The following is a 22,179-nucleotide window of genomic DNA, read 5'->3' on the forward strand; positions in this document are numbered from 1 at the left end:
AAAAACAACACATGACCAAACAACCTTATCAATATCTTGCCATTAGGAAGTAGGTTGATGCTTTCAACCTTCTTGCACCGTAACGTTAGCTGGTTGCGCAAAGATATTTTTTCCTCACCAAATGTTATCTCTGCATTGATCAATCTGAAGATACGTTGCCAGTTCGGTTAGTTTTGCCTGTTTGAGACGCGTCACTACTGCTAGCTTAGTCAAGCATACGCCGCCCATGATTCAAATCTTCTTATCATTATATTTGCTCAACAGATAACACAACTCACAGCTGATTCGAAACCGTTATCAAAAACATCGCGTGACTGAATTGCGGGATAGAAATAGTCCTGCCGTCTAGTGATAAACTCTCTATCGGTGCGGATTCATAGAGGACGCCACCAATCCGTCGGTTTATTCGGTCGCATCCATATTCCGCGTGGTACTGACACTCATGAAATACTTTGCTCGCACTATCAATCTGGGAAGTCGGGATGTAGAGCTTTTTCTTGCTATCGTACCAAGCACTAGCCCATGTCTGTTTAAGCTCTGAATAAGCCTGCTGATTTGATTGCATCAACTCTATAAGGTGTCGCAGAAGACGATGGAATGAAGGGTCTTTAAAGTAACCTCTCGCCTCATACAGCCGTGGTTGACCGATAAAATCCACGCCCTCCTCGCTCGAGGATATTCTGTATGCTCTATAGGATACAGTATCGGTTAGGACTCTCTGGTAGGCATTTTGGACCTGCTCGACGAAATGTGACGTTAGGCCGTATTGATGATTCAATTGCAGCATAAAATCGGAACCACGCGAAACAACATGGATTTTTTCGACATCTTCGAGGTAACGCAGAGCTCTTTCGAGCCTCTGAATCTTATGGATTTCGGGCGTAATGCGGTCTTGCGCTCTGGTGCTCAATGAGGGCTCTTGGTCGAAATCTTCGATGCGATATTTGGTCGTTTCCGGCACCAATTCCTTTCTGGTCTTTTTTAGCACGGCATAGCTCGCTGAAAGTCCCCACTCGCTTTTTATCTCAGTCAGACGCTTGCGGTTTATCTTCGCTAAAGCAGACAGCGTACCATCTAATTTTTTTACTGATTTAAAATCAGATTCGACTGACAACCACCGCCAATACTCTAGTAGGTGCGTATACGAGGATAACGTCGTCGTAGCGCTTGAATGTCCGACCATTAAAGCCAGTGCCGGAAGCAAAGAATGTCTTGTGGATGGCACCGCTATTGTCGTGGATTTGAATCTAGTTTGAAATTCTGAAATCGAATTGCAACGTACCCACTCTTTAACCACCTTGGCAATCTGATCTTGTTGTCGTTCATCTATAACAAGTGCCGTTGCAGTGAAAGTAACAAACGTGTGCCGACCATCATGAAGTCGCATACTAGGATCACCGGTAACAAGTTTCAATGCCTCGATCACACGATTAAATTGACCATCCATGAGGCGCAGCTCTTTCGGGTTGATCGAGTCAAAGAAAACAGGAACTGCCTTGCTATTCTGAGCCCTTGCTTGTTCCACGATCCAATTAAGGATGTGCAACTCAGCATCATTTAGAAACAATGAATATGGGACGCGACGATTACCGCTTTTGGATTTTAGCCGGACTGTTTCCTTGAAAATGCGATGGGTTCTAACATACAGCAGGCAGTCTTCCGTCGAGAAATCTCTGAGCTTTATACGCTCTATCTCTTTGCGCCTCAGCCCAAGTCGACAACATAAAATTAAAATAGCTGCATTGGTGTAACGTTCCTGATTATTGGCATCATCGTCAGCCAACAATAGGGAGAGTGCTTGCTCGTATTCCCACGGCATGATTATCCTACCGATGGCGCTCTGGTCACTAGCCTCCACATCCAGAGCACGAAAATCGAACTGGGGTACACCAAACGTCTCATGAATCTGGCTATGAAAATCCGCCAGAATTTTGACCCGCTCTGAGCGGTTCGATACATCGCCAGAGTCAACGACATTTTGGTAGAGCTCTATGAAATCCTCGTAGAAAAATGTCGTCAATGATTTGTTCGCCGCAAATTCGCAGAGCCTAGGAACAACCTTGGAGAAGTAGGTACTGATGGATGACTGCGCCAGCCCCCCATGTCGCTGCCCTTTTCGACCTGACGCTTTGTAGAGCCAAGTCAATATTAGCACGATAATTTCGGGCAGCTCTTTAGATGCATTTACTAAATCAGGCAACTTCTTTAGGCCAGTCTGTGAAATCAGCTCTGACCATACACTGATAACACGATCTGTCGAGTTACCGCCATTATTTCGGAAATTGCGTCGGAACGTGGACAAAAACTCTTTATAGTAGTTATTCGGCTTTAAGCATTGGTTGAAAAAAGTGCGCTCCGGTACAACACCCATCATAGCTGGTCCAGTAGCGTGAATAATGTAGCGGTGTTTACGATCCAGCATCCTAAAAAGCGTGTGATCAGATAACCCTTGGACTTTTATTGACCCGTGCCGCAGCCCATACAGGCAACCTGTTTCTGATCGTTTTGGAGCATTTTCAATAAGCTGGTATAGCTTACTAAACGTCATCTTCTTGTCATGTAGCTGACGAAATAACGCGGACAGTTTTTTGAATGCAGCAGCTACCGATTTGATATTATTATCTGGGCAGCGGTCATTCATCAGTCTCTCAAGGTCAATTGGATCCAATGAAATAGCTGATGCATCGCCCCTCTTAATTATCATCGCTAGCAATAGTGCAGATAAGCCACCGAAAAACGTGGTGCAGTCCTCTTTCATCTCGGCTATTAGGTATCCGTTAACGTAACAGGGAGAATGAATCACAACTGTCTTTTGCAGTTTTAATGGTGATAGCGCTCCTGTACCATCTAATATCATTGAGAATAGTAGAGTAGCACCCAATGTTTCCTGAGGTATTTGGCTATGATGCTGTAGCAGCTCTTGTGCAAAGTCATAAAATACCGCACATATTTCCCGATAGCGCCGCTCCGCTAGCATGGTATCGTAAGGCAAGATAGCTGATGCCACAGGGGATTTTTTAAAGCTGTCCCGCATCGTTGAAGCCAAGTCATCGGCTGAAATGATGTCCTGACCATCGCTCAACTCTAGTTGCTTTAACTCAGTTAGGGCTTTCTCATGCAGATAGGCGTCTTCGCTGTAATGCTTTGCTAGCAACTCGTAGAAGTCCTGACCTGTTGCAACAGATTCATCGAGCAGTGACTTTAAGTCGTCTTGAATGATTTTCTTAGCACTCTTGGATTGTCCCCCTGCCTTCCTACGAATCGAATTTGGGACAAACTGCCCCTTGTTGTACATAGTGGAGTGAGAAAAACTGGTTCGCCCCAATAGTTCAAACCCAAGATCTGCGAGACATCGTGAAAGCAAGTTCCGATGAACCTCTATTTCTTCACTTTCATGTACGATCAGAGAGGTGTTTTGATATGAGTGCATATCGGAGGACACGTGCCCCATTTGATGATCTAAATACGGCGCTGCCTCTGGGTACCTAAACAAAATTTGGTAAGACAGCTGCCGCATTGCATTCTGAGGCAAGGACCAATCATCCCCCATAAAAACAGCGATCTGAGAGGTACTGGGATTATCGAACGACCCATCCTTTTGCCATAAGCCGAGAAAAGAGGCATCACTATCACGATGAATAGATGCTTTTATTCTGACCGCTAGCTTTTTATCAATTAGGAACACACGTTTATAGATTTGCTCGATCCATCCGAGGGTATTTTGGATCTGCCGCGTCAGTAAATTAGGTGCTGGTATTAGTCGTGTTGCGCTTTCGCCAAAATGAATTTTGTCAGCAACCAGCACTGCCGTATAGTTGTCGTTCCAACAGTAGTGCTCAATAAACATGCTTTTATTTCGACGATGACTCGTCGCTACGGCAAACATCAAAACGGTATATGAGACTAACTGATTGTATGTGTCCCTTAAGAAATCTCGGGATCTGCTATTCCTAACCTTGCGTAACGCAGTATTTAACAGCGCAATTCGTTCTGATAATCGCTTCGTGAAAGTTTCTTTATTGATAACTAGCTTCGATCCTACCGTGACAGATTCGTCAATGAACTGAAAGTTTTTCCCAAGGTAAAAACCGAGTTCGTTGGTAACGACCTCTGCAAATGCCTTTTGCAAATTTCGTGCTGCATCTGCCATATAGTAATGCGCTGTGGATTGGCCAAACTCGTTGTTAGCAAAAATAAGGGATGCTTTGTGTCTTCCATACTTAGCAGCAATGCACCCAAACAGAAAGTAACGCAGCATTTTATGCGTCAGCTTTCTATGGAAGTTACCTGATTTAGCTATATGCTGACATGCTGTAGTCAACTCGTTAGAGACATTGACCACAACCTCATCAGGCAACACTTGCTCTAATAGGCCGGACACACAGTTTGCGAAATACGTCCTAAGCAAGATTAAAAACGGGGCAGGAATAGGCAGCTTCAGCCAGTTTGAATGTGGCATCAGCCACTTCACATCCTCTGATGTGGGCTGATAGCTATCATCAATTTCGAGCTCTCTACGCCAGTACACACCGGCTTCGAGATTGATTACACCGTAGCATTCCTCAGATTGCTTAAATGTATCGCAGTCACTCTCTGCTAATGCGATGTGCAACCCGAGCACTTCATGGGTTTTCAATGCCGTTAGCATTGTTAGGAATGATAACGCCGAACTCGCTGAGGGAGTTGCATGATTGATCCATTGAATCAATTTAGCCTGTTCAAGCGGTGTTAGGCGATAACTGATGAACTGAAGCCCGAATTGCTCCCTTGAGGTGAGGATTTGATTTCTATAAATATCACGCTCAGCCGTGACGACAGGACTGATTGCCTCCGGGTCTAGATCAACCGTTTCAACGTCTGGATCATCCTCAATGTCTAGATCATTCCCTTGGAATGGGAATGGTGTAGTGTGGATTAGGGGCTTAGCACCTGAATTAGGACGCCTCAGTCGAATTTTTGACTTTCTAGAAGAACTAGCCTTGTCTTTATGATTCGAACATACGCTCCAACCGTTCATTACCATTCTCAGGTACGCGTTGGAGACGGTATAGCGCCCCTCGATGTTGTTACAAAGATATTCTAGCGTCTCTAAGGTCGATAACTGCTTGGGAATAGAGCGAATCTTCTCGATATAGGAGGTGCTAGATAGTAGTAATCGAATCTGGTTGGCAGCTTCTGACAGTGTGATAAAGTTAAAAGTTTCATCCTCAGAAACCAAAGCGAAGAATAAAGTGGCTTTTAGTTTATGGACGACAATCTGCTCTGCGTCCGCATGCATCGCTGCTCTCAGGGACAAACACGAAAGCAACGGATATTGAGAAATTCTATTTTGACAGCTGTATTGTACCTGACTAATTAGCTCTTCTAACTTATCTTTGGACAACGACCAATCGCTATCAAAAACATTATCAATTGCAGAATCACCAGCTTCACAGACACTGTTAAATAGTATCGCACTACCTGACTTTCTTAATCGTATGTTTGAGCGCTCCCTCGCCCACCGCTCCTGCAAGCGCTCAAGAATTAACGAGCTCAAATATCCAATTCCGTCTGAGTACCAGCACATTTTACATCAATCAATATGTACAGCGTAGGTTTCGTTTGCTTAACGGTAAAATCAAACAGTTCATACTCATTCAATGAGAAGGCATTATGATTAAACAGTGCCGTATACTGCTCTGACGTCAACTCAATGGTCTTTAGCCCTTTTCCAGATTCAGGAGCAATTTTGATTTGGCGATTCTTTTTAGACACGACCAAAATCTCATGTCGTGCAAATACCACCTCGCGATCATCGGGCTCAAATTCGGGTTTATCAGGAGTTACCGGAATATTAATTTCTCGTATGACATCTGAACCTGAGATTTTAACTGAAATCTCATCCGTTCCCGCATGCGTAGCAATATCAGCAAAAATCTTTGTCATTTCATATGCGTCATTGAAGTCGGCAAAGCCGGCCGCCTCATACGCTTTTTTTACGGGTTGATCTTTGCTCATCTCTACGGTTACCAGATCTACTCCGATGATCTGAGAGTCAATCAGGTCACGAACCAGATCTACCCTAGAACCCAACAAATCAGACGGTACGTCGCCAAAGTCGTAATGAATCTGAATGCTATTTGGCGTGGCATATGCGAAAAAATCTCTTGCGTTTAAACGAAATCCCGCGCCGCCATCGGATTTACTCGTTGAATTTGCGACCTTTGCACAAATGCCAAACAGCTTCGCTAACGCTCTTATAATAGGGTGACCACTTTCGGCAAATACGGTAATTAAAATCGCGTTTGACGCCTTATCAAACTCAATCCCGCTAAGCCCTATCCCGATTTCGTAAACGCTTTCTCTCATCTAAGCCCCGGTCACAGCAAAAAAACAACCAATTAACACTGCCTGAAAATTTACACAAATAACACAAAGACTCAAAATATAACCAGCAAAAGCACTGAATAACAATATTTACTTACACTTTTTACATAAGTTTGCAAAAATCTAGTCTTAAGGGCTAAACCACTCCAACTCAGAGACAATTTTTGAGTTACGCCCACTTCATCAAGTTCTTTTCAAATTGAAGTGTCAGATTTAGTTTGAACTACTTCATATCAACTAATGCTGGCCATGGTCGATCGCAATGAGCAAGACAAACGTGCTCACCGTTATCTTATCGAACGAGAACGCCAGTTCTCCGGTTTTTGTGGTCAAGTAAAACTGGCCACGGTTTTGTAGTTTTCCCAGTACAGCTCTTTCGCTCTATTTGGCGGCAACATGTTGCTATTCTGATGTGGCCTTATTGGTTCAATGTTCTGGACGACTATAACCGAAAAGGATTAGTGATTGATGTTGATCTGTCGTTACCTAGTGCCCGAGTGATACGCAACGCTTGCTTGAGCAAGACTACCACTCGACGACACACATTTATTAATTGGCACTAAACCAAGCTTCGTATAACAACAAAACCGCAAAATCTAGACACAGCCACAAATAAGGTAAGCCCCCATTACAAAACGAGACGATATCTACAACACGCTCAGTGAGTCGGTATCATTGACGTCGAAAATGGGTGGACAAGGTAAAATAAGGTATCAGAGAATGGATGACACTAGGGGTTGTGGCAAGTTGGGGCTATTCTCAAAAAGCCGCACAATCAAATCACATAAAAGCGACAAGACAATCAAAGTGGTCACAATTTGGTCACAGTGGGGTCACATCGAAAATTGTTGTTACAGCTTGGTCACACCGTGGTCACAAAACAACTCTGGAGATAACGAGAAAAAACTCAATTAATTCAAGGAGTTAAACGATAAAAGGTAAGAGAAATAAGTGGTGGGTGTGGAGAGGTTCGAACTCCCGACATTCGCCTTGTAAGGGCGACGCTCTCCCAACTGAGCTACACACCCATCATCTAGGGAAAGATGGTGCCGGCACCAAGAGTCGAACTCGGGACCCCCTGATTACAAGTCAGGTGCTCTACCAACTGAGCTATACCGGCTTTGGGTTTAAGATGGTGCCGCCACCAAGAGTCGAACTCGGGACCCCCTGATTACAAGTCAGGTGCTCTACCAACTGAGCTATAGCGGCAAATCTTAAAATTTTTAAGTTTTTTGATGGTGCCGGCACCAAGAGTCGAACTCGGGACCCCCTGATTACAAGTCAGGTGCTCTACCAACTGAGCTATACCGGCTTAATCAAAACACTTATAAACCAATTTAGATGGTGCCGGCACCAAGAGTCGAACTCGGGACCCCCTGATTACAAGTCAGGTGCTCTACCAACTGAGCTATACCGGCATTACTTAAATTGGTCGGGACGGCAGGATTTGAACCTGCGACCACTAGCACCCCATGCTAGTGCGCTACCAGGCTGCGCTACGCCCCGAGACCGAAGGCGACGCTATCGCCGTCAGCGGGTGCGTATATTACTACATGGTAGTAAAAAGGGAAGCCTTTTTTTAAAAAAATTACTTCGGTTTATCATGCAGTTAGTTCTAGGAGGACAAACATCTGCTATTTACTTATAAAAATATTAAAAAGCCCTGTCTTGGATTGCAAAGACAGGGCTCAAGATAGCAAAACATACTGTATATCGGAGCGAACTAATCCTGAATATACTTCTCCACCCGAGCTTTTAGCTTTTGCCCGGGTTTAAAAGTCACCACGGTACGAGCGGTGATGGGGATTTCTTCACCAGTCTTGGGGTTACGCCCTGGACGTTGGCTTTTTTCACGGACTTCGAAATTGCCGAAACCGGACAACTTAACCTGCTCCCCCTCGATAAGGGTTTCTCTGATGGTATCAAAGAAGCTTTCGACTAAATCCTTCGCATCTTTTTTGCTAAGACCTAGATTATCGACAAGGTTTTCCGCTAAATCAGCCTTCGTTAAGGACGCCATAGTTACCCCCTGATCGTTGCTCCTAGCTCAGTATTCAAAGCAGCAACGATTTGTTCCACAACAGTGTTTGTTTCTTCATCACTAAGAGTGTGTGAAGGACTCTGCCACGTCAAGCCCAAAGCGACACTTTTTTTCGATTCATCAATGCCTTGGCCTTGATAAACGTCGAAAACCGTCAAGTTTTTGAAGGCTTCACCGGCCTGCTGCTTGATCACGTTCTCCAATGCACTCACTGGTGTCTGGCGATCTACAAGCAAGGCCAAATCACGACGTACTTCTGGGTATTTGGATACCGCTTTGTACTCCGGTAGCTTGGCGCCCAGCACCGCTTCACGCAATACTTCAAACACATAAATCGCTTGGTTCGCACCGAGTTGTTTGGATAGTTGCGGATGTAGTTCACCAATAACGCCCACTTTTTCACCATCGACCAAGATGTATGCGGAACGTCCTGGGTGCAGATAAGTTTCATCAGCACGTTCGAACGTAGGCTTTGGCCCTTGGTTTAGAGCAAACAAGGCTTCCACATGGGCTTTCAGGTCGTAAAAGTCTACTTTCTCGTTGTTGTGATACCAACCCTCTGGGTAACGAGACCCCGCGATCAGACCAGCTACTTGGTGCTGCTGATCCAGTTCCGCCAGATTGTTCACATCACCGACAAAGCGACTGCCCGTTTCAAACAAACGTACACGGCTCTGTTGGCGGTTTTGGTTGTAAAGGTAAGACTTCACCAAGCCAGGAATTAAGCTGGTACGCATCACGCCCATATCGCCAGAGATCGGGTTCTCTAACGGCACTGGTGTGATTTCTGGGAAGAATTGCTTGCTCAATACCGGGTCAATAAAGCTGTAAGTTACCGCCTCTTGATAGCCTTGAGCCACCAATACGCTACGTAGGGCAGCAAGTGGTGTTTCGCTTTCAGTCGCAGGGGTAAAGTTAACCGCAGCCGTAGGCATATGGGATGGCAAGTTATCGTAGCCATAAATACGAGCCACTTCTTCGATCAAATCCGCTTCGATCTGAATATCAAAGCGATGAGAAGGAGCAACCGTCACCCATTTTTCATCGGTGACTTCCACCATTTCCAGACCGAGACGAGTCAGAATGTCAGTTACTAGGTCTTTATCTAGGCTAGTAGCCAAGTATTGGTCTAGTTTAGCGCGACGCAAGGTAACCGCTGCTGCAACTGGCATGTGCTCTGGTGCTACGTGCTCAACAACTGGGCCCGCTTCACCGCCAGCAATCGCTTGGATCAATGCGGTAGCACGCTCAATTGCGGCCGGTGCAAGGCTTGCATCAACGCCACGCTCAAAGCGGTGGGATGAATCCGTGTGCAAACCGTACGAACGGGCTTTACCAGCTAACGCTAGCGGAGCAAAGAAAGCCGCTTCGAGGAAGATATCTTGGGTTTGGTCATTTACACCAGAGTGCTCCCCCCCCATGATGCCAGCCATCGCCAGTGGCTTTTGCTCATCGGCAATAACCATGGTATCAGCACGTAAAACAATTTCTTGCCCGTCGAGTAGAAGGAGCTTTTCGCCCTCTTCCGCCATACGTACAACCACAGACCCAGATAGGTTCGCTAGATCAAAAGCATGCATTGGCTGACCTTGTTCGAGCATCACATAGTTGGTGACGTCGACAATTGGGTCGATGGAACGAATACCACTACGACGTAGCTTTTCAACCATCCACAAAGGTGTCGTAGCTGTGACGTCTACCCCTTTGATTACACGACCCACGTAACGCGGACAGCCGGATTGAGCTTCTACCCGTACAGGGAACACTTGATCGTGGGTAGCAACTACGGCTTCTATAGCAACTGGTGTTACGTCAACTTTGTTGATTACTCCAACTTCACGGGCCAAACCTGCAATGCTAAGACAGTCACTGCGGTTAGGGGTGAGATCGACGTCGATGATAGCGTCATCTAGGCCAAGGTAGACACTAATATCTTCCCCTACTGGAGCATCAGCCGCCAATTCCAAAAGGCCGGAGTTATCGTCGCTAAACTCTAGTTCGGAAGCCGAGCAAAGCATGCCGAAGGATTCCACTTGGCGCAATTTGGCTTTTTTGATTTTGAAGTCTTCGCCCAGTACTGCACCAATCTTGGCAAATGGCACTTTGATACCTGGGCGTGCATTGGGAGCACCACAAACTACTTGGAATTGTTCATTACCATCGGAAACCGTACATACTTGCAGTTTGTCAGCATTTGGGTGTGGTTCAGCAGCGATGATTTCACCGACGACTACGCCGGAGAATTTACCAGCAGCGGCTTCCACATCGTCTACTTCAAGGCCAGCTAGGGTAATCTGGGCTACAAGCTCGTCGGTAGTGACCGCCGGATTGACCCACTCTCTTAGCCAATTTTCACTGAATTTCATAGTTTTGCCTTTGGTCCTTACTTAAATTGCGATAGGAAACGAAGATCGTTTTCGAAGAACATGCGTAAGTCGTCTACCTTGTAACGCAACATGGCAAAACGCTCTACGCCCATACCGAAAGCAAAACCGGTGTATTTTTCTGGGTCGATGCCAGACATTTCCAATACCTTAGGGTGCACCATGCCACAGCCAAGTACTTCCAACCAAGACTCTTCGCCTTTGCTGTTAGTGCGCATGATATCGACTTCGATAGAGGGCTCGGTAAACGGGAAGTAGCTTGGGCGGAAGCGTACTTTCAGGTCATCCTCAAAGAACTCGTTCAGGAATTGCTGCAAAATACCTTTCAGATCCGCAAAGGAAATATTTTCGTCGATTAACAAACCTTCTACCTGATGGAACATAGGTGTATGGGTTTGATCCGAGTCACTACGGTAAACACGGCCAGGACAGACGATACGGATCGGTGGCTGGTTATTTTCCATGGTACGTACCTGCACAGGCGATGTGTGAGTACGCAATACGGTATTGGCATTGAAGTAGAAAGTATCCTGCATGGCACGAGCTGGATGGTGCTCAGGAATATTTAGAGCCTCGAAGTTGTGGTAATCGTCTTCAATCTCTGGGCCAGATGCCACATCAAAACCAATGCCACGGAAGAAGTTTTCGATACGTTCCATGGTACGTGTCACAGGGTGCAAGCCCCCTACTTCCTGACCTTTACCGGATAAAGAGATATCGATGGTTTCATTAGCCAACTTGGCATTTAGAGCAGCTGTCGCCAATGCGGTTTTGCGTTCATTAATTTGGCTTTGCACTTGCTCCTTGGCTTCGTTCACCAATTGCCCAAACTTAGGACGGTCTTCTGGTGCAACATTGCCAAGCTGCTTCAATAAAGCGGTCAGAGCCCCTTTTTTACCTAGATACTGCACACGCACATCATCTAGGCCGGACTCATTGTCAGATGCAGCCACCGCGGCTAGCGCGTCAGCAAGAATCTGGTTTAGGTTCTCCATTTCGTACTCCAAAAAATAAAATAGGGGAAGAGCGTTGGCTCTTCCCCTATTAAAGACTGCTTGAGTGACAACACATAGTGTGCAAATTCACTCTAGGCACTACGTCAGAATTAAGCCAAGCTTGCTTTCGCTTTTTCAACGATCGCAGCAAAAACTTCTTTTTCGTAAACTGCCAAGTCAGCCAATACTTTACGGTCGATTTCAATAGAAGCTTTCTTAAGGCCAGCAATGAAGCGGCTGTAAGATAGACCGTTTAGACGAGCCGCAGCGTTGATACGAGCAATCCATAGTGCACGGAATTGACGTTTACGTTGACGGCGGTCACGGTAAGCGTATTGACCAGCTTTGATAACCGCTTGTTTCGCTACACGAAACACACGGCTACGAGCACCGTAGTAACCTTTAGCTTGCTTTAAAATCTTTTTGTGACGGCGACGAGCCTGAACACCACGTTTTACGCGAGGCATAATATAAACCCTTTACTAGTAAGTTGACTGAAAAATATCGATTAAACGTAAGGCAACATGCGCACGATTAGTGGCTTGTCGCAAGACTTAACTTGGTTCATTGAACGAAGTTGGCGTTTACGCTTAGTAGACTTTTTAGTCAAAATGTGACTAGTGAAAGACTGCTTATGTTTAAAACCGTTAGCGGTACGTTTGAAGCGCTTTAGGGCGCCGCTGTTAGATTTGATTTTTGGCATGGTAAAACCACTCTCGCATTCGTTAATGTTAAATGTAATAACAAGAACTAATAGTTAGTTGCTTTTATTACTTCTTCTTTTTCGGGGCCAGCACCATCGTCAATTGACGACCTTCCATTTTCGCGGCTTGCTCTACTACACCGTAATCTTCCAAGTCTTGAGCGACTCGGTTCATAAGCTGCATGCCAAGCTCCTGATGGGCCATTTCACGACCACGGTAACGTAGCGATACCTTGGCCTTATCCCCGCCTTCAAGGAAACGTATCAGGTTGCGGAGTTTTACCTGATAATCCCCTTCCTCCGTCCCTGGACGGAATTTCATTTCTTTTACTTGAATTTGTTTAGCATTCTTCTTCTGAGCAGCTTTAGCTTTCTTCTGCTCGAATAAGTGCTTACCGTAGTCCATGATTTTGCAAACAATCGGATCTGAATCAGCGATCTGCACTAGATCAAGCCCTGCCTGCTCGGCCGCGGCTTGTGCTTCTTCAATCGACACAACACCAATTTGATCTCCATCGGCACCAATCAGGCGCACTTCGGTAGCTCGAATGTTCTCGTTGATTTGAGGACGCTGCTGCTTTGTGGTAGCGCGACCACGATTCATGTTACCTTTTATAGCTCTATCTCCGTTTTATTATTTACGACTACGGCGAGAAATTTCGTCATTTAGCATGGATTCAAATGCTTCCAAGCTCATTACGCCCAAATCTTCACCGGTGCGAGTACGAACAGCTACTTGCTTGTTCTCAACCTCTTTATCACCGACAACGACTAAATATGGGACTCGCTGTAAAGTATGCTCGCGGATTTTAAACCCGATCTTTTCGTTTCTCAAGTCAAGTTTTGCTCGCAAGCCCTTAGAATTCAGAGTTTTCTCCAAATCCTTACAGTATTCTGCCTGGCGATCGGTAATATTCATGATCACCACTTGTTCCGGCGCTAACCACAATGGGAACGCACCCTCCGTTTCCTCGATAAGAATACCGATAAAACGTTCTAAGGAACCAACAATGGCACGGTGCAACATAACTGGAGTCTGGCGTGAACCATCTTCAGCAACATATTGAGCGCCTAACCGAGTTGGCATCGAAAAGTCTACCTGAATAGTACCACATTGCCATACACGGCCGATGGCATCTTTCAAAGAAAACTCAATTTTTGGACCATAGAATGCGCCTTCACCCGGTAGCTCTTCCCACTCTAGGTTGGCAGCATTCAGGGCATCGGCCAAGGCTTTCTCAGCCTTATCCCACACTTCATCAGAGCCTACGCGCTGCTCTGGGCGAGTAGACAGACGGTAGATGATTTGGGTAAAGCCAAAGTCCGCGTAAACATCGTGCAACAAACCGATGAACTCCGATACTTCTGTCTGAATCTGGTCTTCGGTGACAAAAATGTGGCCGTCATCCTGCACGAAATTACGTACACGCATGATGCCATGCAACGCACCAGATGGCTCATTACGGTGACAAGAGCCGAATTCCGCCATACGGAACGGTAGGTCACGGTAACTCTTCAAACCTTGATTGTACACTTGAATATGACAAGGACAGTTCATTGGCTTAACAGCGTAGTCACGGTTTTCTGAGTGGGTAGTAAACATGTTTTCATGATACTTACCCCAGTGACCCGATTTTTCCCACAATACACGGTCTACGATTTGCGGTGTTTTCACCTCTTGGTAGCCATTTTCCCGCTGCTTGTTACGCATGTACTGTTCGATTGTTTGGTATAAGCGCCAGCCTTTGGGATGCCAGAACACCATGCCAGGCGCTTCTTCCTGCACGTGGAATAGGTCTAGCTTCTTACCTAATTTACGGTGATCACGCTTTTCAGCTTCTTCGATACGGGTTAGGTAAGCTTTTAGATCTTTCTTATCGGCCCAAGCTGTACCGTAGATACGTTGTAGCTGCTCATTGTTTGAGTCACCACGCCAGTAGGCACCAGCCAGTTTCATCAATTTAAAGTGACGCATCACACGGGTATTTGCCACGTGGGGACCACGACACATATCCATGTATTCTTCATGATGATATAGGCCTACAGCAGTGACGCTGTCGTCCATATCGTCGATCAACTGGACTTTGTAGCTTTCACCACGGTCCAGGAACTTTTGGCGCGCCTCTGCGATTGGCGTCATCACTTTGATAACGTCGTAATCTTTTTTGATTAACTCGCCAATACGCTCCTCAATCGCCGCCATATCCTCAAGGGTAAACGGGCGCTCGTAGGCGATATCGTAGTAAAAACCTTCGTCGATAACCGGGCCAATTGCCATTTGCGCTGTTGGGAACAGCTGCTTAACGGCATGACCTACCAGGTGGGCAAATGAGTGACGAATAATTTCCAAGCCTTCTTGATCTTTACCGGTCACAATATTGATCTGCGCATCTTCGGTGATCAATTCACAGGCATCAACCAACTGACCATTGATCTTACCGGCAACGGTTGCTTTGGCTAAACCAGGACCAATATCTTCGGCAACCTGCATGATTGTAACGGGTTCGGCAAAGGAGCGCTGGCTCCCATCTGGTAAAGTAATTACTGGCATTTTTTCCTCTGTCGAGTCAGTGGTGCTCAATACGAAAGAGCACATGGTAATTTAGTGGCGTTACGCTATCATTTTTTACCCTCAATATCGACCTTTTCACTTTAAAAGACTGACCTTTTTCAAGGTTTGCCAAAGCGCACGTTACGCTACAAAAATCAACGCTTTTTTCTTCAGCTTTGCCATAGACATTCTGTTTTGGGGCGTTAAAATTGGCGCCTGTTTCACAACAACTCGACGAATCACCCCGAATGCTTGATAACGCTATTGACCTGTATTGCGATGAGACAACACAAGCCGAACCAGACTTGTTGTTAGAGCTAATCGACAAAACATACTCGGATATGGGCTACCCGAATAAGCTTTCTGGGCGCATTGTTGGCCGTACTTTGGCACTACTTACCCGTATTCACCAACCACGACGTGCCCTTGAAATAGGCATGTTTACTGGCTATTCAGCTTTGTCTATTGCTGAAGGCATGCCAGAGGATGGTGAACTTATCTGTTGTGAAACCAATCCTAGAGCAATCACTTTTGCTCAATCCTTTTTCGATCGCAGCCCACACGGACACAAGATCAAGCCGATTTTTGGTCCGGCGCTGGACACGGTCGCCACTTTGACCGAGCCATTGGATTTTGTTTTTATCGATGCCGATAAACGCAACTACTTAAATTACTATGAGGCGGTCGTGCCTCTAGTTCGTAGTGGCGGCCTAATCGTTATCGATAACTCTATCTGGCAAGGCCGAGTACTCGCCCCCGCCGAGAATAGCGATCTCGCGGTGGACGCCATGAATAGACGTATCGCCAAGGATGATCGGGTAATGAATGTTCACCTGAATGTCCGAGATGGCGTAAACATCGTCCTGAAACTCTAATTTTGACGCGATATACCTCCGACGTGAGCTTCACTAGCGTCACGTGGGGGTGGTATTGCATGTTAACCCGACAGATATAACGAGGCAGCGATTTTGGTCGTTTTTAAAATCACTAACAGTATTACTGGAAAGCATTACATCGGCACTTCATTTAATAGTGGCTTCCAGCGCTTCGAGCAATATGTGGAGGCGGCTGAGGAGGGTCTAGACTACCCTCTTTACGAAGAAATCCGCACCCATGGTACTGAAGCATTCAATATCGAAGAGTTGTATGATACTTCTGATAAAGAAGAATTGTACGAGCTAGAGCAAGACTACCTAGCCATTTACAACGCTGAGTCACTACGCGGTTACAAAATTGGTCAAAGTACCAAGGTTACCCGTAGCTTCGATTTTGGTAAAAAGGCGATGTTTGACACCAACGGCGTGTCCACTACTGCACCAGCACCAAGCACTCGTAAAAAAGCAGCTGCTACAACGAGCAAAACACCAGCACCTGCCGTTGAAACGCCGGCGCCAAAACCAACAGTGGCGTCATTTTTTGGTGAATTAATCGGTGAAGATCGCCTAGATGCGCCAGCGGCACCGGTACAGGAAGATTTCAAAAAGCCTTCAACTGTTACCCGCCCGAAAAAAAGCACCGCAGATATCCAACGCATGTTGCGTGAAGCTGAAAAGAAATCCAAGGAAGAACGGGAAGCCAAGCTGAAGGCTGCCCAAGAAGAACAAGCGCAAGAAATGGCGATGATTATGGCCAAGCTAGATGTTACCGCTAAGTCAGCTATGAGCTCATTTCGCCGCCGTAAAGGCTAATATTCGCCTCTAAAACTGAAAAAGCCCGCTAGGCATCACCATTACCTAGCGGGCTTTTTTATTTCTCACCGAATTATTGACGAGCTGCTTTAAGAGAATCTGAAATCAAAAACGCCAATTCCAAGGACTGATCCGCATTTAGGCGCGGGTCACAGTGGGTATGATAACGATCAGCCAAATCCGCCTCGGTAACTTGGAAAGCACCACCGACACACTCGGTCACATTCTGCCCAGTCATTTCAAAGTGCACACCACCAGCGTACGTGCCTTCTGCTTTATGCACTTCAAAGAACTGCTGCACTTCACGCAGCACACTGTCGACATAGCGGGTTTTGTAGCCGGTACTGGCTTTAACGGTATTGCCGTGCATTGGGTCACTCGACCAAACCACTTTCTTCCCTTCTCGCTCAATAGCGCGAATCAGAGCTGGCATACCATCAGCCACTTTATCAGCACCCATGCGCACGATGATATTCAAACGCCCCGCCTCATTATTCGGGTTCAAAATATCACATAGACGCAATAAGTCGTCTGGATCCATACTTGGGCCCGCTTTTACGCCGATAGGGTTGTGCACACCGCGTAAGAATTCAACGTGAGCACCATCGATCTGACGGGTGCGATCACCGATCCATAACATATGAGCTGAACAGTCATACCATTTACCAGTCAAGCTATCCTGACGTGTAAGAGCTTCTTCATAAGGCAACAGCAGCGCCTCATGGGATGTGTAGAACTCGGTTTCGTGCAGCTGGCTCACACTGTCAGCAATACCACAGGCTTCCATGAATTGCAGTGCATCATCAATCTTGTTAGCTAGAGCCTGGTAGCGCTCGCCAGCTGGGCTGGCGGAAATGAAATCTAAATTCCACTGGTGCACTTGGCGCAAATCAGCGAAACCACCCTGTGCAAAGGCACGCAGAAGGTTCATAGTCGCAGCGCTCTGGTTGTACACCTTCACCAAGCGCTCTGGATCAGGCACCCGAGCCGCTTCATCAAACTCGATACCATTGATGATATCGCCACGATAACTAGGCAAAGTTACACCATCGATGGTTTCACTGTCCGCCGAACGGGGCTTCGCAAACTGACCAGCCAAACGCCCTACTTTTACCACAGGACACTTACCGGCATAGGTCATAACGACCGCCATCTGCAACATCACTTTGAAGGTATCGCGGATATTATTCGCATGGAACTCAGCAAAACTTTCGGCGCAATCACCACCTTGCAATAAAAACGCTTGGCGATTTGCAACTTTAGCCAAGTCATTACGCAAACGACGCGCTTCACCGGCAAAAACCAAAGGCGGAAAGTGTGCTAAGTTTTGCTCAACACGCTCTAACGCAGCAGGATCAGGGTACTGGGGTTGCTGTAGCGCTACTTTATTGCGCCAGCTCTTCACACTCCAAGAGTTTGACATTCATTCCTCGATAATTTTCTACTATATTTGCTTGGGCCTAACGGGCGACGACCCACAAAATGTCCGCATCATCAGCGGACACAGAGACAACGGCATGCCCCATAGTGGCATCATAATAAACGCTGTCCCCTTGCGCGAGCTCTACCGGCTCGTAAAACTCAGAATAGAAGCAGACTTTGCCTCGTAGCACTAATAAAAACTCTTCACCGTCGTGCCGCACCCACTCTTTAAACTCATCAAAGCGCCGTGCACGCACCCTTGTTTTAAACGGCACCATCTTCTTCCGACTGATGGAAAAGTTCAGCAACTCATGTTCGTAAGTAGAGGTAGGATGAGGCTCCCCCTGCCCGCGACGGGTAACATCACGCCGTGCTGCAACTGAGTTTTCACTCGCTTCCACAAATAATTGTGGCAAATCCATTCCTAAACCAGAAATCAGCTTTTGCACAATAGCAAAGCTCGGCGATACCTGTTCATTCTCGATTTTCGATAAGGTAGAGCGGGCAATTCCCGTACGTTGACTAACTTCTTCTAAGGTCCACCCCTTCGCTTGGCGGATACTACGTACACGTTTACCGAGCTCTAGCGGCTCCACAAAACGTTCCGGCTCCGAGGCCGAGGCGGTTTCTAATGACGGTCGACTTACCATTGTTTCTCGTTACTCCATATATTGAAAATGAGTTTACTAAAAGAAACTTGGTTTACCTACGGCAACCTGCCGACATCACGAAAAAAAGGGAAGAACGCCTCCCCTTTTGTCGCAAATGGAAAAACCTATCGCTGCAAGGACTGCATTGCCGGCAAACAACGCTGCAAATCGAACCCTTTTGCCGATACTTGCTGACAAAGTTGCTCAAAATCGTCACCTGCTTGCTGCTGCAACAAAACCCATAGCACAGAAGAGCGTGTCCCAGTGCGGCAGAAAGCTAGGGTTTTAACATTATCTGCCAAGGCCGCTTGCTGAGCATCCACCTCATTTTGAGATAACTTGCTTAAATCGACAGGGTTATAAACATAAACCAAACCCGCCGCTTCCACCGCAGCCTGCAAATCTGCAGAAGACGGCTGATCTTCCGACTCACCATCAGGGCGATTATTCACTACTTTTTGAAAACCCGCTGCGGCGATAGCTTCAACTTGCTCAACGGAAATCTGTGGGGTAACAAAGTACTGTTCTGCTAACTGTGTGATAGACATAGATTCTCCAGTATTTAGTTGCGATAAAGAACTTTAATTAGGTGAAAACCAAACTGGGTTTTTACGGGACCTTGAATCGCCAGTAAAGGCCCTTTAAACACCGCCTTATCAAACGGGGCAACCATTTCCCCTTTGCGAAACTCTCCTAAGTCTCCACCTTTTTTTGACGAAGGGCAAATAGAGTGTTTCTTTGCAAGTTGATGAAAATCAGCACCTTTATCCAACTCTTGCTTTAACTTTTGCGCCTCGGATTTCGTTTTAACCAAAATATGGCACGCACTTGCGGTAGCCATGAAACCTCCCCGAAGGTATTTACAAATCTTCACATTAGATTACCGAAACTATGTTAGTTTGATAACCAATTTTACAATTGACCTAAAGAGCACCACATGGATTTAGCACCAACCTTAGGACAACTCTCTATTCTTTTGCTGGAGCCATCTCCAGTACAGCAAAAAATTATTGCGCAAGCACTGACAACTGCCGGCATTCAGCATGTCCGCCAAGCTCAAACGATTAGAGAAGCGGTCGGACAAATTGCAGAAGATAAACCAGACCTTATCATTTCCGCCATGTATTTGAGCGACGGGGATGCCAATAGTTTCGTACAACTGCTGAAAGGTCACACAGAAACCGAAGACATTCACTTTATGCTGGTCTCTAGCGAGCGCAACCGCGAACATCTTGAGACAGTCCGTCAGTCTGGGGTTCTGGCAATTTTACCAAAGCCATTTGAGCTAGAAGCACTAAACTGCGCCATCAAAGCATCACTGGACATGACCATCGAAACGGAAATCGAGCTAGCACTATTTGACCCAAAATTACTGCAAGTACTGGTGGTAGATGACAGCAGCCTAGCCCAGAAACATATTGCGAGAACCCTAAACAATATGGGAATTACTCACATTAGTTATGCAGAAAACGGTAAACAGGGCTATCAGCAGTTACTAGATGAGAATTTTGATCTCATCATCACCGATTACAATATGCCAGAGATGGACGGCAAGGAGCTCACAGAGCAGGTACGCAACACAGGCTCCCTAGCCCATATCCCTATCTTAATGGTGAGTTCCGACGCTTCCGAACCGCAACTGGCTAATGTTGCCCAGCAAGGGGTAGATGCGATTTGTAACAAACAGTTCACCCCAGAGACTATTCGAAGATTGCTACATCAAATTTTAGATTAGCTCTCGACCAAACGATTAGAGAGCTGCCTGCTGCACTAGTGCGTCTACAATCGGCTGGTTTGCAGCAGGAAAGGTAAGTTCAGATAGCTCTGGCAAAGTTACCCAAGCCACAACTTGCCCTTCTTTACCATGCGGCTCACCAGCGAATTTCTTCACTAAAAAAAAGTGTAACTGTACAGCTTTATCACCGTAATCATGGTCGATGCGCTGAAACATTTCAGCCTCTTCTACCTGAATACCGCACTCTTCAGCTAACTCGCGCTTGAGGGCAGTCAATGGTGCTTCATCCGTTTCACACTTTCCTCCAGGAAATTCCCAGCACCCTCCCTGGTGCTGGTCTTGGTTCCGTAGCGCCACAAAAAACTTATCATCGCGGGTGATGATACCGGCACTAACGACTATTTGCTTCATCAGGTGCGATACTCAGCATTGATAGTGACATACTCGTGGGAGAAATCTGTAGTCCAAACTGTGTCAGATTCTTGACCCGCCCCAAGATCCACTTTGATATGAATCTCTTGTGGGTTCATGGCTTCTTGGCCAGCCTCTTCCGTATAGGAAGGCGAGCGGCCGCCATTTTCAACGATCTGGCAGCCATTGATGTGCAGGCTAACGTTATCCACGTCTAGACCCTCGACACCGGCACGCCCAACAACCGCAAGGATACGTCCCCAGTTCGGATCGGAAGCAAACAAAGCTGTTTTAACAAGGGGTGAGTGAGCAATTTCAAATGCTGTTTTTGTCGCATCTGATTGCTGGGCTGCGCCGGTCACTTCCACCGTGACAAATTTAGTGGCCCCTTCACCATCACGGACAATGGCATGGGCTAGCTCTTGCATGACCTCTAAAAAGGCTGCCGCAAACAACTTACCATCATCGGACTCAAGGCTATTTATGGTGGACGCGCCTTTTGCAGCGGTCGCGACGGCAACACAGGAGTCGTTGGTAGAAGTATCACTGTCGATGGTAATACGGTTAAAACTCTGATTAACCGTCTGGGATAGCAAAGCTTGCAATACACTTTGCTCTACGGTTGCATCAGTAAAGATAAAACCAAGCATGGTCGCCATATTAGGACGGATCATACCCGCACCTTTGGAAATTCCCCCAATGGTGATGGTTTTACCATCCAGTTCCAATTGGCGATACGCGCCTTTTGGCAAGGTGTCGGTAGTCATAATACCTCTACCAACGTTTTCCCAACCCTCGGCAGAAAGTGCCGCTTTCGCTGCTGGTAATACTGTCGTAATTTTCTGCACCGGCAAGTGTTCACCGATAACACCAGTAGAAAATGGTAAAACTTGAGATGGCTCGCATCCCATTAACTCAGCCACAGCGACACAGGTAGCTTTAGCATCTTCAAGACCGCGTTTACCTGTACCGGCGTTAGCATTGCCAGTGTTAATTACCAAATAGCGGGGCGTACTATCAGTCAAATGCTCACGGCAAACACGTACTGGTGCTGCACAAAACGCATTCTGAGTAAATACACCCGCGACAGTTGCCCCTTCAGCCAACTCAAATAACACCACATCTTTACGATTAGGCTTTTTGATACCAGCTTCTGCAGTTGCAAAACGCACACCTTCAATTACAGGGATATTAGGAAACGCACCTAAACCGACGGCCATGACGGCACTCCTT

18 protein-coding genes and 6 tRNA genes are annotated in these 22,179 nt (G+C 46.5%); 3 read left to right on the forward strand and 21 right to left on the reverse strand.

Annotated features, from left to right (window positions below; translation table 11 throughout):
* Positions 1-274: 274 nt before the first annotated feature.
* The 15 genes from FJM67_RS08210 to thrS all read right to left on the reverse strand — a co-directional run bounded on the left by FJM67_RS08210 (position 275) and on the right by thrS (position 15,040).
* Entirely contained in the window at positions 275-5,536 is a 5,262-nt protein-coding gene (locus FJM67_RS08210; protein WP_181161455.1) for a site-specific integrase, read from the reverse strand.
* Positions 5,533-6,348, reverse strand: a complete 816-nt coding sequence (locus FJM67_RS08215; protein ID WP_140588337.1) for a hypothetical protein — start codon at positions 6,346-6,348, stop codon at positions 5,533-5,535. Before FJM67_RS08215 ends, FJM67_RS08210 begins: the two co-directional genes overlap by 4 nt.
* Positions 6,349-7,318: 970 nt before the next feature.
* A tRNA-Val gene (locus FJM67_RS08220) sits at positions 7,319-7,394 on the reverse strand.
* Positions 7,395-7,410: 16 nt separating this feature from the next.
* Positions 7,411-7,486, reverse strand: a tRNA-Thr gene (locus FJM67_RS08225).
* 13 nt (positions 7,487-7,499) lie between these two features.
* Positions 7,500-7,575, reverse strand: a tRNA-Thr gene (locus tag FJM67_RS08230).
* 27 nt (positions 7,576-7,602) lie between these two features.
* Positions 7,603-7,678: transfer RNA gene (locus FJM67_RS08235), tRNA-Thr, on the reverse strand.
* Positions 7,679-7,708: 30 nt separating this feature from the next.
* Positions 7,709-7,784, reverse strand: a tRNA-Thr gene (locus FJM67_RS08240).
* A gap of 11 nt (positions 7,785-7,795) precedes the next feature.
* A tRNA-Pro gene (locus FJM67_RS08245) sits at positions 7,796-7,872 on the reverse strand.
* A 217-nt stretch (positions 7,873-8,089) separates the two neighbouring features.
* A complete protein-coding gene (locus FJM67_RS08250; RefSeq protein ID WP_140588339.1) occupies positions 8,090-8,386 on the reverse strand; it encodes an integration host factor subunit alpha in 297 nt (98 codons plus the stop codon).
* Positions 8,387-8,388: 2 nt separating this feature from the next.
* Positions 8,389-10,773, reverse strand: coding sequence for a phenylalanine--tRNA ligase subunit beta (gene pheT, locus FJM67_RS08255; RefSeq protein ID WP_140588341.1), 2,385 nt, complete (start codon positions 10,771-10,773; stop codon positions 8,389-8,391).
* 17 nt (positions 10,774-10,790) lie between these two features.
* On the reverse strand, positions 10,791-11,786 hold the full coding sequence (gene pheS / locus FJM67_RS08260) for a phenylalanine--tRNA ligase subunit alpha (RefSeq protein ID WP_140588343.1): 996 nt from the start codon (positions 11,784-11,786) through the stop codon (positions 10,791-10,793).
* Between the two features lie 110 nt (positions 11,787-11,896).
* Positions 11,897-12,253 carry a 50S ribosomal protein L20 gene (rplT, locus tag FJM67_RS08265; RefSeq protein WP_140588345.1) on the reverse strand — a complete coding sequence of 119 codons (357 nt, stop codon included), beginning with the start codon at positions 12,251-12,253 and terminating at the stop codon, positions 11,897-11,899.
* Positions 12,254-12,294: 41 nt separating this feature from the next.
* Positions 12,295-12,489, reverse strand: coding sequence for a 50S ribosomal protein L35 (gene rpmI / locus FJM67_RS08270; protein WP_140588347.1), 195 nt, complete (start codon positions 12,487-12,489; stop codon positions 12,295-12,297).
* Between the two features lie 67 nt (positions 12,490-12,556).
* Positions 12,557-13,093: a translation initiation factor IF-3 gene (gene infC, locus FJM67_RS08275; protein WP_140588348.1), complete on the reverse strand. Its 537-nt coding sequence runs from the start codon at positions 13,091-13,093 to the stop codon at positions 12,557-12,559.
* A gap of 30 nt (positions 13,094-13,123) precedes the next feature.
* Positions 13,124-15,040, reverse strand: a complete 1,917-nt coding sequence (gene thrS / locus FJM67_RS08280; protein WP_140588350.1) for a threonine--tRNA ligase — start codon at positions 15,038-15,040, stop codon at positions 13,124-13,126.
* Positions 15,041-15,288: 248 nt separating this feature from the next.
* Between thrS and FJM67_RS08285 the strand changes: the two genes are divergently transcribed.
* Positions 15,289-15,915, forward strand: a complete 627-nt coding sequence (locus FJM67_RS08285) for an O-methyltransferase (protein ID WP_140588352.1) — start codon at positions 15,289-15,291, stop codon at positions 15,913-15,915.
* A 93-nt stretch (positions 15,916-16,008) separates the two neighbouring features.
* The gene (locus FJM67_RS08290) at positions 16,009-16,728 is read left to right on the forward strand and encodes a GIY-YIG nuclease family protein (protein WP_140588353.1); all 720 of its coding nucleotides are present in this window, start codon (positions 16,009-16,011) and stop codon (positions 16,726-16,728) included.
* A gap of 73 nt (positions 16,729-16,801) precedes the next feature.
* Here the strand turns inward: FJM67_RS08290 and FJM67_RS08295 are convergent, their stop codons facing one another.
* The 4 genes from FJM67_RS08295 to ppiC all read right to left on the reverse strand — a co-directional run bounded on the left by FJM67_RS08295 (position 16,802) and on the right by ppiC (position 19,641).
* Positions 16,802-18,151, reverse strand: coding sequence for a class II 3-deoxy-7-phosphoheptulonate synthase (locus tag FJM67_RS08295; protein WP_140588355.1), 1,350 nt, complete (start codon positions 18,149-18,151; stop codon positions 16,802-16,804).
* Between the two features lie 37 nt (positions 18,152-18,188).
* Entirely contained in the window at positions 18,189-18,800 is a 612-nt protein-coding gene (locus FJM67_RS08300) for a helix-turn-helix domain-containing protein (RefSeq protein ID WP_140588357.1), read from the reverse strand.
* A gap of 125 nt (positions 18,801-18,925) precedes the next feature.
* A complete protein-coding gene (locus FJM67_RS08305) occupies positions 18,926-19,348 on the reverse strand; it encodes a TIGR01244 family sulfur transferase (RefSeq protein ID WP_140588360.1) in 423 nt (140 codons plus the stop codon).
* 14 nt (positions 19,349-19,362) lie between these two features.
* The gene (gene ppiC / locus FJM67_RS08310) at positions 19,363-19,641 is read right to left on the reverse strand and encodes a peptidylprolyl isomerase PpiC (protein ID WP_140588362.1); all 279 of its coding nucleotides are present in this window, start codon (positions 19,639-19,641) and stop codon (positions 19,363-19,365) included.
* Positions 19,642-19,737: 96 nt separating this feature from the next.
* Here ppiC and FJM67_RS08315 point away from each other — a divergent pair, with 96 nt between their 5' ends.
* Positions 19,738-20,535: a response regulator gene (locus FJM67_RS08315; protein ID WP_140588363.1), complete on the forward strand. Its 798-nt coding sequence runs from the start codon at positions 19,738-19,740 to the stop codon at positions 20,533-20,535.
* A 15-nt stretch (positions 20,536-20,550) separates the two neighbouring features.
* On the opposite strand, the gene mutT is transcribed toward FJM67_RS08315, so the two are convergent.
* Together mutT and argJ are read right to left on the reverse strand one after the other, a co-directional pair.
* Positions 20,551-20,946 (reverse strand): 8-oxo-dGTP diphosphatase MutT, encoded by a 396-nt coding sequence (gene mutT / locus FJM67_RS08320; RefSeq protein WP_140588365.1) that lies wholly within the window; start codon positions 20,944-20,946, stop codon positions 20,551-20,553.
* A complete protein-coding gene (argJ, locus tag FJM67_RS08325; protein WP_140588367.1) occupies positions 20,946-22,166 on the reverse strand; it encodes a bifunctional glutamate N-acetyltransferase/amino-acid acetyltransferase ArgJ in 1,221 nt (406 codons plus the stop codon). The genes mutT and argJ overlap by 1 nt, the downstream gene beginning before the upstream one ends.
* Positions 22,167-22,179 lie beyond the last annotated feature (13 nt).

Source organism: Maribrevibacterium harenarium, assembly GCF_006385675.1.
GTDB classification, from domain to species: Bacteria; Pseudomonadota; Gammaproteobacteria; order Pseudomonadales; family Marinomonadaceae; genus Marinomonas; species Marinomonas harenarium.